Origin of the sequence: Liquorilactobacillus oeni DSM 19972 (genome assembly GCF_001436275.1) — a bacterium.
In the GTDB taxonomy this organism is placed as follows: Bacteria; Bacillota; Bacilli; order Lactobacillales; family Lactobacillaceae; genus Liquorilactobacillus; species Liquorilactobacillus oeni.
Genome location: NZ_AZEH01000039.1, coordinates 106,045 through 119,933, shown reverse-complemented (window position 1 = coordinate 119,933; position 13,889 = coordinate 106,045). Strand labels below are relative to the sequence as shown.

Below are 13,889 nucleotides of genomic sequence, written 5' to 3'. Positions count from 1 at the left end.
ACCTATCCCTTCTGTGAAAATTGTGTTAAGAACCGCATATCATTCAAATAGAATTCACGAATATCGTCTACTCCGTACTTAAGCATTGCAAAACGATCAGGTCCTAACCCAAAAGCAAATCCACCATAGACATCCGCATCAATTCCAGCCATTTTAAGAACATTCGGGTGAACCATACCGGCTCCCAATACCTCTATCCAACCGCTCTGTTTGCAAACGGCACAACCCTTTCCATCACATTTGAAGCAGGAAACATCGACTTCAACAGAAGGTTCAGTAAATGGAAAATAACTTGGACGTAACCGGATCTCACGACTTTCCCCAAAAATTGTTTTCGCCACAGCTTGAAGTGTTCCCTTAAGGTCTGCCATCGTAACATGCTTGTCAATGACAAGCCCTTCGACTTGATGAAATTGGTGTGAATGAGTTGCATCATCTGTATCGCGTCGATAGACCTTCCCTGGGGAAATCATCTTTAATGGGCCTTTGGAAAAATCATGTTTCTCCATTGTCCGAGCCTGTACAGGTGAAGTTTGAGTCCTCATAAGGATCTGATCATTAATATAGAAAGTATCTTGCATATCACGTGCTGGATGATCCTTAGGCAGATTCATCATCTCAAAGTTATAATGATCTTCTTCTATTTCTGGTCCATCAACAATTTGATAACCCATTCCTAAGAAGAGCTTTTCAATTTGTGAAATCACTTGCTCTATAATATGCGGTTGCCCCGCCTTAACTGCTGCACCCGGTAAAGTAACATCTATTTTCTCTTTTTCCAGTTTTTTTGCCGTTTTAATGATCTCAAGTTTTTCCCTGCGTTGCGCAATAGCTTGAGTTAAATCATCACGAACAGTATTAGCAAAGCTTCCAATCTGAGGTCTTTGTTCAGATGACAAATCCCGCATTCCTCTTAATATTTCAGTGATAGGACCTTTTTTGCCCAACAACTTAACACGCAAATCGTTAACCTTTTTCAAATCCTCAGTTTCTGTAATTTCTGCTAAGGCTTTTTTCTTTAAGTCATTTAATCGCTCTTTTAAATCCACCAAAGACATCCCCTTTACTTTCTCACATATTTGAGACACAAAAAAACCTCATCCCGATAAAGGGACGAGGCCACGCGGTACCACCCTTGTTCCGGAAAAAATTTTCCGACACTTAACATTTTAACGAATATTGATCCGGCACACCATTTCTGGCAGCAACTCTGAAAGTGAAATTCAAGGTCTTCTATGCAGGATACTCTCAGCAAATATACCCCTTCTCTTTAACTTAAAAACCCTTACTAGCTTTCATCACAGTTTTTCTCATTTAATAAGTCTATACCTGGTTTTTATAACCGTCAAGCTTTACTCGCAATCTTTTAGAGTATACCACTTCTCAGACCATTCATGAATACTCTTCATCACTTTTGTTAAATCTCTTCCACGTTCAGTAAGACGATATACAGTATAAGTTTCTCCCTCTAAAGTGACTCGTTCAAGCAGATCTTCTTCTTCAAGCTCTTTCAGCCTTTCTACTAAAACACGATCACTGCACTTATCAACTTTGTTAGCCATGTCTCTGAAACGTTGTGCTCCTTCAGTCAAGAGAACATCGATGATCAACCCGTTCCATTTGCGTCCAAGAATCCCAAAAGTTTTTTCGAATCTTGGACACTGCTTATAAGTAAGCAAAGTTTTCACCATTATCTCACCCCCAAAATAGTTCTTCATATCATTAAATTTATACAAAAAAGACTTCGCAGTCAATTAAAAAGCGAAGTCTTATTTCACAAGACCAAGATGTTGTTTTATAAAATTCTCATAACGAACCATCAAAGGTACACTCACTTCAGAGGTAGCTTCATACTTATCCACTGTAGTAACAATGTATCCTTCAAGGTACTTTGGCGGCGCAATAGTAGCACCCCACATATGCTTAATGATAATATCACGCTCTAATTTTGATAAATGAGTTATTTTCTCAGCGTTTCTAACTGCGATTCGCGGATGAATCCAAGCATGTGTACCATTATCAAACTTAGTTGTCCGCCAATCATAATAAAACAAATCATGCAGCAGTCCAGCACGTGCCGTTGCTTTTGCATTTAAATGCATTTTTTTTGCAATACGATAACTTACATACGAAACAGAAATAGAGTGCTCCAAGCGATTAGAAAAATAATGCTGTTTGAAATTAGCTAACCGTTGAACTTCAGGAGTAGCTAAAAGATCGCCTACATAATTCATATACTCTTGATCATCATGCCATTCACTTTTATTCATGCAATACCCCTCTTAAATATTTCTCCCCTTATGATACATGAAAGTATGAAATTTGCAATCAAATAAGCGTTGACTTTATTCTTTTATTAAACAAACTTAAAGTTTTCATTTTTTAAGCTGGAACATAAGAATTCCAGCTGCAACAGCAACGTTAAGAGATTCAGCTTTTCCTTTAATAGGAATATAAAGGTTTGCTGTAGACATTTTCAAAATATCACTCTGAACACCATTGCCTTCGTTCCCCATTATTAAACCAAAATTTTCAAATTTGCCAACCTCTGTATACGTTCTTGCAGTTTTACTTAATTCAGTACCAAAAACTGGAATTTTCCGTTCTTTCATTTCAGTAATATAGTCTAATAACTCTCCTTCAAGCAAGCTTATATGAAACTGGCTGCCCTGCATAGCTCGAATTACTTTAGGCTGATAGATATCGGCAGTCTTTTTCCCAAAAATAACACCCTTAAATCCTGCAGCATCAGCAGTTCTGACCATCGTACCAATATTTCCCGGATCTTGAACTGCATCAAGCAGCAGCCATGCACCGTTTTTCACCTCAGCAAATGAAAACACAGGTTTTTCAATAGACACAATCGCAAAGACTCCTTGCGGGCTTGGAGTATCACTTAAAGTCCGTGCAACCTCTTCAGAAATCAAGACCATTTCATTTTTACCATTATTTATTTCTTTTAACTTTTCAGTATACTTTGAGTTAGGAACAAGCAATAGCTGCGTTATCTTTTGTCCAGAGAGAAGGGCTTCTTTAACCAAATGCCAGCCGTCTAAAAAATAGCTATGCTGCAGTATTCTTCCTTTCTTTGTAGCTAGTTTATGCCAAGCTTTGACTTGTTTGTTTTGAACAGATCTGATAATTTTCATTTTTTACCTCTTTAAATCTTTAACTTCATGTAAGTATACCATATTCTTGGTTTTTAAAATTATTCTGGTAAAATTACCTTTAAAGGAGGTCGTGTTATGCAAGCTGTTACTATGAAAGTCTTTGGCAGAGTGCAAGGAGTCGGCTTTCGTTACTCCGCTAAATCAGTTGCTGATAATTATAAGATTTTGGGATTTGTTCGTAATGAACCAGATGGTTCCGTTTTTATTCAAGCTCAAGGACAAGAACAAGATCTCAAAAAGTTTATAGATCGTATTAAGAATTCACCCAGTCCGGCAGCTAGAATAGAACATGTTGAACTTAAGGAAAGCTCCTTACAAAGTTACAGGGAATTTAAAGTAGCATACTGAGAATGGTGTGAAAGTAGTCATACTTTTAGATATTAAAGCCCTAAAAAATAATTATTAAACGTGTTGGTCCAAAAATTATAAATAAAAGGCAAAGAAAGGCTGGATCAAAACTTATGTTTTGGCTCAGTTTTTTTGTGCTTTCTTGTAGTTTCCATATTAACGTGTTTCAATAACCAGTCTTGTACGTTTAACCACGAATTACTCACAATTAAATTAAAATTATGTTCGTAATTTGCAGTTAATGTTCAAAGTCTAACGACTATTAGCACACTCCCTTCTTTTTACCATAATGCTTGATTGAAAATAACTGACAGATAACGTATAGTAATAAGCGTAGTTTATTTGAAAGGAACTGAGCAATGAAAAAAACAAAACGCCTTGCTATTTTACCGATTTTTGTTACGCTTTCACTTATTTTAAGCGGCTGTGTCCAAAGAACAAAAAGCGGTAAACCATATGGCTTGATCTATGAAAACTTAGCAGTCCCCACTCAACACGTTATTGAGTGGCTATCTACCCTCTTTAATGGCAGTTATGGCTGGGCTATTATTACGATTACTTTTATCGTCCGGATGGCCTTAATGCCTTTAATGCTCAAGCAATCGCGTAATGCTACTGTGCAGCAAGAAAAAATGGCCTCTGTAAAGCCGCAGCTTGCTGACATCCAAGAACGGCAAAAGAATGCGAAGTCCCAAGAAGAAAAAGCAGCTATTAGTCAAGAAATGATGCAGATCTATCGTGAAAATGGAATTTCAATGACTGGTGGAATCGGTTGTTTGCCGCTGCTGATTCAGATGCCTATTTTTGCAGCGCTTTATGCTGCAATCCAATATTCTCCGGAACTTTCCCGAACTTATTTTATGGGAATTAACCTGGGAAAACCAAGCATCTTCTTTACAGGTCTAACATTTTTAGTTTACGCACTTCAAGGTTACTTAGCTACTTTAGGTATCCCAGAAGAACAAAAGAAACAAATGCAGTCTATGATGCTTATCAGCCCGATTATGCTGACCGGTATGACTTTCATTTCACCAGCCGGACTTGGCCTTTACTTCTTTGTAGGTGGAATCTTTGCTTGTCTGCAGACCGTTTTGGTCAACTTGATGCGGCCTAAAATCAGAGCGGAAATAAAAAAAGAATTAGAAGAAAATCCTCCTAAGATTAAAAAAGATGTTTCTAAGGTTGAAAGAAAAATTGATACTGCAGAAAAAGTTTCAAAAACTAGCACATCAAATAACTCAGATAATCTTCATAATAAAAATAGAAAACGGAATGTTGGAAAACAAAAACGGGGTCCAAAAAAATAGTTTTCAGATATTCGCAACTTCATTTTCTGTAAGTAAAACCGTTTTATTAAGTATAAAAAAGCTGTGTCGAAAGTTTATTTTTGACACAGCTTTTTTATACTATTAATTATCCACAATTATGTTTTCTTACATCTTATTTCATTGTTTTTATTTTTACTCATTTCCGCCTTGTCCACTATTATCAGACCAACGATAAAGAGGTATAGCTGGCTTATCGCTTTGGCTGTTGTCTTTCGTTTCAAATAAGCCTTTTTTGCTTTTAAATCTCACTTTTTGCTTAGCACGTTCTACATCTTGAGCAGTTTTAATGTTTTGCCTTTCCCAGCTTAACAAAATCTTGTCAATATATTTTAAACTATAGGCTTGGTTAAGCACAGCTTCTCGTAATGCCAAGATTATCAAATCAGGAGCATAATTATCTTGGTGAAGCCAAGAATCAATTGTTTCAATTTCAATTGGAGACAATGGACGGCCAAATTCTACTTCAATACTGCTGTACACTTTATCTTGAGCAGCCTTTCGATTATTTTGACCCTCGCTTTGCTGCTTTCTCTTACCTAGTATTTCGAGCTTTTCATACAGCAGATCAAAACGGTAAACATCCTGGCTCTTCCCATCTTCATCAGGAACACTAACAATTTGCATGACTTTTTTTTCAATTAGGCCATGCAACATTTGATAAACTTCCTTTATCTCCTTACCCATCCTTTGTGCTGTTTTTTCAATAGACGGAAACAAGCTACCTGCTTGCTGTTCACTCATCAATTCCATTAAAAGTACAAGTTCTGCTTCATCTAACCCCAGTGAAGGATAATTACGCAAAATCAAGTTTGAAATTGTAGTTTGTCCGGCTTTTAAATATTCTTCAAACGTTTTGTCCATACCACCATCCCCATTCACTGTTTTGAACTAAAAAGCAGTCAAGATATTAAAAATAAAATACCCTGGCTACTTCACATAATCTATTTTACGGATAAATACGGTTAAGCAATCTCGGAAATGGGATAGCCTCTCGAATATGCTCCTCACCGGTAATCCAAGTAACAGCACGTTCCAATCCTAGGCCAAAGCCAGAATGGGGTACACTGCCGTAACGGCGTAAGTCCAGGTACCATTCATAGTCACTCTTATTAAGCCCAGCCTTTTCAAGCTGCTTTATTAAATAATTAACATCCGTTGCCCTTTCAGAACCTCCAATTATTTCACCATAACCTTCTGGCGCCAGCAAGTCGGCACAAACCACAATATCATCCCGAGTTGGATGCGGCTCCATATAAAAAGGTTTAATTGCTTTAGGATAGTTCACCACAAAAACCGGTTTGCTGAAGTGCTCTGCTAAAAATGTTTCTTCAGGGGAGCCAAAATCTTCTCCCCATTTTACATCTGGAAACTCTCCGGATTCTGTAAGCATTTCAATTGCCTTATCATATGAAATACGTGGATACGGTAATTGAGTATAACGTTTCAAAATTTCAGGATCACGTTCTAGCAATTTTAATTCATATTGACAATGGTCAAGTACACTCTGGACAAGAAAAGCAATATAGCATTCCTGAAGTTCTAAACTCTGTTCTTGGTGCATAAACGCCATCTCAGGTTCAATCATCCAAAACTCAATTAAATGTCTTCTGGTTTTAGATTTTTCCGCGCGAAAAGTCGGTCCGAAGGAAAATACTTTTCCATATGCCATCGCGCCAGCTTCTTCATATAACTGACCAGACTGTGAAAGGTAAGCATCTTTATCAAAGTACTTTGTATGGAAAAGCTCTGTCGTTCCTTCGGGCGCAGAACCAGTCAGAATCGGAGCATCAATTTTGATAAAACCTTCTTTATTAAAAAATTCGTAAGTAGCCCGAATCAATTCATTTCTGATTTGCATAACTGCAAATTGTCTTTTTGAGCGTAACCACAAATGCCGATGGTCCATCAAGAAGTCTACACCATGTTCCTTAGGTGTAATAGGATAGTCTTCACTTTTACCTACTTCCTCGATATTGGAAACCTCAATTTCATATCCAAAATGAGAGCGTTTATCTTGATGAATAGTTCCGGTGACGTATAGGCTTTCTTCTTGCCTGATCTCCTTTGCAAGTTCAAAGGTTTCTTCACCAACATTGTTTTTCACTACTACGCCCTGAAAAAAGGCCGTACCGTCACGAAACTGTAAAAAAGCAATTTTGCCACTGGAGCGTTTGTTTGTAAGCCAGACCCCAATTTTTACTTCTTCATTCACATGCTCTTTTGCGTCTATAATACTAATTGTCTCCAACAATATATCCCCCTACATATGTTTATTGATAAATTTTTTCATTCTTTGAAGAGCTTCTTTCAAGTCAGCTAAATCAGTTGCATAGCTGAGTCTTATATGCGTTGGCATCCCAAATGCACTCCCAGCTACTACTGCTACATGCGCTTCTTCTAACAAAGCTGCTGCAAAATCTTCAGTAGTTGAAAAGCCGGTTAACTTAACTGCCTCAGAGACATCCGGAAAAAGATAGAAAGCTCCTTCAGGTTTATCTTTAAGCAAAAAGCCCGGCAATGAAACCAGTAAAGGGTAGACAATATTCAAGCGTTTTTCAAATTCTGAACGCATTTTTTCTACAACACTCTGATCACCAGTTAATGCTGCTAAGGCAGCATATTGACTTACAGCTGCTAAATTGCTGGTTGCATGTCCAATAATTGCTCCCATTTTTTTTATAACTTGTTGAGGACCAACTGTATAGCCGACACGCCAACCTGTCATTGCATAAGCCTTTGACAAGCCGCTCACAAGGATCGTTTGCTTATTGATTTTTTCACCGAGTTCTATCAGTGAAGTAAAGTGATTTCCATTATAAATCAGCTTGCTGTACATATCGTCTGTAACCAATACTACATCATGTGCTACTGCCCATTCTCCAATTGCTTGCAACTCATCCTTAGTATAAATTAAACCTGACGGATTTTGCGGGGAATTAATAATTAAAATACGTGTTCGTTCAGTATAGGCCTTCTTCAATTCGCTAACACCGATTTTTTTGCCATTTTCGGGACTAACAAAAACCGGCACGCCTCCAGCAAGTTTTACCTGTTCACCATAACTTACCCAATAAGGAAGAGGAATTAAAACCTCGTCTCCTTCATTAAGTAAAGTTTGCGCAAGCACATAAAGCGAAAACTTTCCTCCTACAGTAATTGCAACTTGACTTGGTTCGTAATGAACTCCAGAATCAGCAGCAATTCGGTCGCAGACAGCCTTTTTTAGGGCTGGAATACCAGTAGCAACAGTATAAAAATCGGATTTTCCAGAATTAATAGCCTCAATTGCAGCTTCTTTAACATGTTTCGGAGTGTTAAAATCTGGTTCTCCAATTCCTAAATTAATCACATTTATTCCTTGTGCTGTCATTTCTTTGGCCTTAGCAGAAAGTGCAAGTGTTGCTGATGGCTGAATTTGTTCAGCTCTCCTTGATATTTTCATTTTTTCACCCTCATATTTTAAAGATTTTCAATTTCTTTGACTACTTTCCCATTTTTGAATGCAAATAAAGTGTAGCACAGGTTGCCTTGGTGATTTAAGTAGGTGACCTCCCACACAGGAGATTTCTGCCATATTCCAAGAGTTGTTTTAAGAATTTTTTGCGGTTTTTTATTTTTTTTAATCAAAGAATTTGCTTGCTGTTCACGGATTCCGCTACTTTGCTTAAGGATCACTGTTTGTCCACCTTTTTTTGCAATAATTACATAAATTTGCTGATTTTTATTATTAGTACCGGCCACTGTAAAATAGGTTTTTTTTCTATTAAAAAGATAAAAATCCGTTTCATCTTTTAAGCCAGCATATTTGCGTGCAAAGTTTACGGCATTTGTTTTAGCATCCCTTCGAGGAGCAGCAGATTGCCAAAAAATTATTAATCCTCCAAAAAAAACTATAGCTAAAACAGCTAAGCTGATAAGTCTTCTCATATTCGTATGTCTGTGTTTCATTCTTTGCATGCTCGTCATCTCTTTTATTAATTAGAATTTTTTTACATCCGTCTAATTATACCAATAAATAAGATTCTTTTGTACCCAGCTATATTACTTTTGCCAAAAGCTGTGCAAATAAGTTTCAAGTTCCTTTGTTTCAACTATCCTTACCGGCAGCTCTTCAGGAAAAGCAGTGCGTAGCCTTGAGCCATAGGTTCGGGAAATAACACGGCTGTCCAAAACAATCAAAACTCCCTTGTCTTCTGGGGTCCTTATTAGACGACCGAACCCTTGTTTTAAACGCATCATTGTTTCCGGCAAAGCAATCTCTGTAAATGAATTGAGTCCTTGCTTTTCAATTAAACTATATTTGGCTCGGTTTAACAAAGTATCGGGCGACTGGAAGGGCAGACGTGTAATTACAAGTAGCTCCAGCTTATCCTTTGGAAGATCAATTCCCTCCCAAAAGGCTCCTGATCCGAGTAAGATTGCACTTTCAGCTAATTTGAAACTCTTAACGACTTTTTCATTACTGCCAGTAATTCCCTGTGCCAGTACAAGCCTTTTTTCTGTAATACCCGTTTCTTTTAAATGATCATAAATTTTCTGAATCATTGTAAGCGAATTGAAAAGCACCATCATTCTGCGTTTATTATGCAAAATAATATTCTCCAGCGTTTTACCTATATATTCAGTATACTCACTTGCATTCTGAGAAACATCAGGAGCATCTGCTACTAAAAGCGCAAGTGCCTGTTTTCGATAGTCAAAGATCCCCTTAAAACTAATAACCTGAGTCTCATGCGCTAGATCAAGCTGATCCAGCATATAATACGGTGAACTGGGCAATACCAAACTTGCCCCTACAAAAAGAACGTGTTTAAAATTAGCATAAACATTCGGCTCTAAAAAGTTTTTTGTTCTGAAAAGGCTGAAGCGCAAGCGTAAATGTGCACCCGGCTGATGCAATGGAAGTGAAATACTGACAAGAATTTCAGTGGATAGTTCCTCTAATTCATCAAGCGAAAGCCGTTCCCAAGTCTTTAAAGACTCAATAAGTCCCTGAAGCTGACTGCAAAAATCATATAAAAATTCCTCGGCAGTCCTGTCAATCCGATTTTCAGCTTTAAAGTTTGAGAAACGGATCGTCAGTTGTTTAAAGATTCTTTGTAAGGAAAAAGCTGCTTTACTGATCTGTTTGATATCTCCTAAATTTTCTTTTACAAAACCGAAAAATTTATCAAGTCGAAGTGTTTCTTCATAGAAACCCGTTGTAAACAAGGTTTCATTTACAAAACGTTTGTAAAGTTTATCCCGCAGCTTAGGAATTCTTTGATCAATAAGCTGAACCTTTTTAATTATTTCTTTTGACTCTGCAATTGTCAAGAAGTGTTGTGCGGACAAATTCTTTAACGAAAAAGAAACTTTTGATTCCATTTTAACTAACAACGTATCGCAAAGAATCTTCAATTCATCAAAATCAATTACGTCACGATTATTCTTTAGTGCGATTTCTCCAAGGTGCTGTGCTTCATCTACTATCAGATCTCTTTTCTTGAGTCCTCCGAGTTCAGCAGCATGTCTAACTAAATAAGCATGATTTGTAATGATCAAATCCGCATTTTTCTCTAACAACTGCTGTCTGTGAACAAAGTCGACACTATAAAAAGTATCACTGCTATCAAGGCTTGCAGGTCCATGGTGCCTAATTTCATCAAAAAGAGGATTTTGATATTTTGTCAGATGCAATTCTGTTAAATCGCCTGTTTTAGTAATCGTCAACCACACAAGCAATCTTAATTGCAATAAACGGGTCTGTGAATTTTGTACTTGTTTAAGAGTTCGTGCAAATTTTCCAAGGTCAATATAATTTTGGCTGCCCTTGAAAACTGCGACTTCAAATTCAAAGGGCAGGATTTGTCTCATCAATGGAATTACCTGTTCTAAAAGCTGCGTCTGCAATGCAGTGGTTGCTGTTGAAATTACCGTTCCTTTTCCTGCTTGAGAAGCATATGCAGCAGGTATCATATAGCCTAGAGTTTTCCCTAAGCCTGTGGGTGCCTCTAATATAGCCCTTTCAGAACCACTTTGACTTAAAATAGCAAAGACCCGGTTCATCATTTCTGACTGTGCTTTGCGCCAATTTAAAAAATTTAAAAACAATTTTTTCTTTTCAGCATCAGTTCTAGGAAACTTGCTGCTTTGATCAAATTTTATATTTTTTTCAATTCGTCGTAACAGCATCCCAGAAACATTTTCTAAGTAGTCAGGAACTACATTTGCATTTTTCTGCTTAAGCCGTAATGCATTAAGAAAACACTCACCAGTTTGAAAAAGAAGTGAACTGCGGAAACGAACTGCTTGTTCCAGTAGTTGTATTGGAAGATTTTCAATTTGTTTTAGTAAAAAAAGTAAAAGCTGTGCTGTGACTGAAGCATCGCTGTCAGCGCGGTGGGGATGAGAATGAACAATATTCAGATAACTTCCTAAATATGCTAAGCGATAGCTTGGAAGCGTAGGAAGCAGTATTTGACTAAGTTGAACCGTATCTATTCCATCAATTTCAAGAGATGGATAACCGCAGCGTTCCAGCTCAGTGTTCAAAAAACGGTAATCGAAGTTAATGTTGTGTGCTACAAAAACTGTCCCTTGTAATAATTCATAAATTGTACCAGCCAGATCATCAAAAAGAGGAGCCTTGCGAACATCTTTAGGAGTAATGCCTGTAAGCTGTTGAACTTCTTCTGGAATCTTCATCAAAGGATTAACCATTGTATTAAATATATTTGCAATCTTGTTGTCTTTTACCAAAACGCAACTGAATTGAATAATTCTGTTGCTTCCATCCATAGCAGTCCCTGTGGTTTCAATATCAACAACTGCATATATTGGTGCTGGGCTCATTGTTCCACCGACTTTCTCACATACTCTAAACGCAATTTTATCACAAATATATTTTTTTCGTATATTGTCTAGTAATCTTATGTTGGGCAATGTAATCATCCTACAATATTCAGATAAAAGCCGCTCATTATTGTTATTATTGTTATAAATATGTATAATTTTACTTGCTTATTCTTGGAGAAAGATGATATTAATAAATAATTGAATTTTTTGTAGTATGATAAAAATGTCATTGAATAAAAATTGGAAAGGAAGCATTGTCTTGAGTATGTTCAATATGCATTCCGCATGTGGAAAAAGTCATGCTAAAATCATTCTGATTGGGGAACACTCCGTTGTTTATGGAAAACCAGCGATTGCTCTTCCTCTTTCGGAAGTCACCACACGGGTTCATATCAATGGTACCTTAGACCCCGTTCAAATGATTCATAGTCGCTATTTCGAGGGACCTATTGGGCAGATGCCCCGCACAATGTATGGTATTCACCACCTGCTTTCTTTAATTTTGAATAAGCACAATGCACTTGACAGTTACTTTGATCTGACCATTAAAAGTGATCTTCCAGCTGAGCGAGGAATGGGGTCATCCGCAGCAACTGCAGTTGCTCTTACACGTGCCCTCTATCATTATTTTGGATGGGAACTCTCTCATAGTAAACTTCTCCAGCTGGCAAATGTCTCTGAAATTGACATGCATGGAAACCCCAGCGGCTTGGATGCAGCAACTGCAGCCAGTGCAAACCCTATTTGGATGATAAAAGATTATGCGCTTACCCCTATCCCTATAAAAATGGATGGTTGTCTTTTAATTTGCGATAGCGGAATAAAAGGACGAACTGGAGAAGCAGTATCAAGTGTGCGTACACTTTTTAACGAAAATCCGAACCTGACCAGCAGGATACTCGATAGATTATCAGAACTAACTTTTGATGCCAAAAATGAGCTTGCAAAAAATAAAATTATAAAACTAGGAAAAACTTTAGACCAGGCACAGACTCAACTTGAAAAACTAGGCGTCAGCAATGATAAACTCAACCGTTTAATTACAGCTAGTCGTACATTGGGATCCTTGGGAAGCAAATTAACTGGTGGCGGACGTGGAGGCTGTTTTATCTGTTTAATGCGTGATCAAAAAGCAGCGGAAAAAGCGGCCGTTCATTTAAAAAAGTTGGGAGTAACCCAAACATGGACACAGCCTTTGGCTTTACGGGCCAAGGAGGAAGTCAACTGATGCGAACTGAAAAATATACTGCCCGAGCACATACAAACATTGCTTTAATCAAATATTGGGGCAAACTAGACCAAGATTTGATCATTCCAATGAATAGCAGTCTATCTTTGACACTAGATAAATTTTATACCGATACAAGTGTTTTTTTTGATTCAGATTTAGATCAAGATAGCTTTATTTTAGATGGGGTAAGACAACAAAATACAAAGGTAACTCATGTTTTAGATCTACTCCGCAGATTTTCCGGGGAAAAAAGATTTGCAGTGGTTGAGTCTTTCAACCACGTTCCCTCAGCTGCAGGACTTGCTTCATCAGCTTCAGCATTTGCTGCACTTTCTTTAGCAGCGAGTAAAGCAGCAGGTTTAAACCTCGATAGGCGTGCGCTTTCCAGGCTGGCACGCCGAGGGTCCGGATCAGCAACCCGTTCGATATACGGCGGCTTTGTAGAATGGCAACAAGGACATGATGATGCTTCTTCCTATGCGGTCCCCTTAGAGGAGAATTTAGGCTGGAATATCTGCATGATTGCTGTCGTAATTAATGCAAAGCAAAAGAAAATCTCCAGTCGTGTGGGTATGCAAAGAGTTGTTTCAACTTCTCCATACTACGAAGGATGGAAAAAAACTGCAAAAGAAGACTTGATTGCAATAAAAAGGGCAATTAAACAAAGAAATTTGGAACGTGTCGGAATGATTGCAGAAGAAAACGCATTGAAAATGCACGCTCTTAATTTAAGTGCGCGTCCTCACTTCAGTTATTTTGAACCTGGCAGCTTATTGGCTATGAAAATTGTTGAGAATTTGCGTTCTGAGGGTATTTCTTGTTATTATACTTTAGATGCTGGCCCAAATGTTAAAATTATCTGTGCGAAAAAGGACACAGAAGTTATTCTTTCAGCTCTGGAATCGTCTTTTTCTAGAAAAGATTTAATTGTTGCTGGACCAGGGCCAGGTGCTGAACTTATTGATAACCCATAAA

Annotated in this window: 13 protein-coding genes and 1 other annotated feature; of the genes, 4 read left to right on the top strand and 9 right to left on the bottom strand. The window is 37.7% G+C overall.

Features of this window, described 5'->3' with window-relative positions:
* Positions 1-2 precede the first annotated feature (2 nt).
* The 4 genes from pheS to FD46_RS05750 form a co-directional block, all read right to left on the bottom strand.
* Positions 3-1,049 carry a phenylalanine--tRNA ligase subunit alpha gene (gene pheS / locus FD46_RS05765; RefSeq protein WP_057896216.1) on the bottom strand — a complete coding sequence of 349 codons (1,047 nt, stop codon included), beginning with the start codon at positions 1,047-1,049 and terminating at the stop codon, positions 3-5.
* Positions 1,050-1,106: 57 nt separating this feature from the next.
* Positions 1,107-1,311: a binding site (T-box leader), on the bottom strand.
* 41 nt (positions 1,312-1,352) lie between these two features.
* Positions 1,353-1,691 carry a winged helix-turn-helix transcriptional regulator gene (locus FD46_RS05760; protein WP_057896215.1) on the bottom strand — a complete coding sequence of 113 codons (339 nt, stop codon included), beginning with the start codon at positions 1,689-1,691 and terminating at the stop codon, positions 1,353-1,355.
* A 78-nt stretch (positions 1,692-1,769) separates the two neighbouring features.
* A complete protein-coding gene (locus FD46_RS05755; protein WP_057896214.1) occupies positions 1,770-2,270 on the bottom strand; it encodes an HD domain-containing protein in 501 nt (166 codons plus the stop codon).
* Positions 2,271-2,375: 105 nt separating this feature from the next.
* On the bottom strand, positions 2,376-3,149 hold the full coding sequence (locus FD46_RS05750) for a TrmH family RNA methyltransferase (protein ID WP_057896213.1): 774 nt from the start codon (positions 3,147-3,149) through the stop codon (positions 2,376-2,378).
* A 96-nt stretch (positions 3,150-3,245) separates the two neighbouring features.
* Between FD46_RS05750 and FD46_RS05745 the strand changes: the two genes are divergently transcribed.
* Both FD46_RS05745 and yidC read left to right on the top strand, forming a co-directional pair.
* Entirely contained in the window at positions 3,246-3,518 is a 273-nt protein-coding gene (locus FD46_RS05745) for an acylphosphatase (RefSeq protein ID WP_057896212.1), read from the top strand.
* A gap of 359 nt (positions 3,519-3,877) precedes the next feature.
* Positions 3,878-4,825: a membrane protein insertase YidC gene (gene yidC / locus FD46_RS05740; protein ID WP_057896211.1), complete on the top strand. Its 948-nt coding sequence runs from the start codon at positions 3,878-3,880 to the stop codon at positions 4,823-4,825.
* 153 nt (positions 4,826-4,978) lie between these two features.
* Here yidC and FD46_RS05735 read toward each other — a convergent pair whose 3' ends face one another.
* The 5 genes from FD46_RS05735 to FD46_RS05715 all read right to left on the bottom strand — a co-directional run bounded on the left by FD46_RS05735 (position 4,979) and on the right by FD46_RS05715 (position 11,770).
* Positions 4,979-5,707 carry a DnaD domain-containing protein gene (locus FD46_RS05735; protein ID WP_057896210.1) on the bottom strand — a complete coding sequence of 243 codons (729 nt, stop codon included), beginning with the start codon at positions 5,705-5,707 and terminating at the stop codon, positions 4,979-4,981.
* Between the two features lie 85 nt (positions 5,708-5,792).
* Positions 5,793-7,094: an asparagine--tRNA ligase gene (asnS, locus tag FD46_RS05730; RefSeq protein ID WP_057896209.1), complete on the bottom strand. Its 1,302-nt coding sequence runs from the start codon at positions 7,092-7,094 to the stop codon at positions 5,793-5,795.
* A gap of 12 nt (positions 7,095-7,106) precedes the next feature.
* Positions 7,107-8,288, bottom strand: coding sequence for a pyridoxal phosphate-dependent aminotransferase (locus tag FD46_RS05725; RefSeq protein ID WP_057896208.1), 1,182 nt, complete (start codon positions 8,286-8,288; stop codon positions 7,107-7,109).
* 17 nt (positions 8,289-8,305) lie between these two features.
* On the bottom strand, positions 8,306-8,773 hold the full coding sequence (locus FD46_RS05720; RefSeq protein ID WP_235805581.1) for a cell wall elongation regulator TseB-like domain-containing protein: 468 nt from the start codon (positions 8,771-8,773) through the stop codon (positions 8,306-8,308).
* Between the two features lie 114 nt (positions 8,774-8,887).
* Positions 8,888-11,770 carry a helicase C-terminal domain-containing protein gene (locus FD46_RS05715; protein ID WP_235805580.1) on the bottom strand — a complete coding sequence of 961 codons (2,883 nt, stop codon included), beginning with the start codon at positions 11,768-11,770 and terminating at the stop codon, positions 8,888-8,890.
* A 178-nt stretch (positions 11,771-11,948) separates the two neighbouring features.
* Here FD46_RS05715 and mvk point away from each other — a divergent pair, with 178 nt between their 5' ends.
* Together mvk and mvaD are read left to right on the top strand one after the other, a co-directional pair.
* Complete coding sequence (mvk, locus tag FD46_RS05710; protein WP_057896205.1) at positions 11,949-12,911, top strand: mevalonate kinase; 963 nt, start codon at positions 11,949-11,951, stop codon at positions 12,909-12,911.
* Positions 12,911-13,888, top strand: a complete 978-nt coding sequence (gene mvaD / locus FD46_RS05705; RefSeq protein WP_057896204.1) for a diphosphomevalonate decarboxylase — start codon at positions 12,911-12,913, stop codon at positions 13,886-13,888. Before mvk ends, mvaD begins: the two co-directional genes overlap by 1 nt.
* Position 13,889 lies beyond the last annotated feature (1 nt).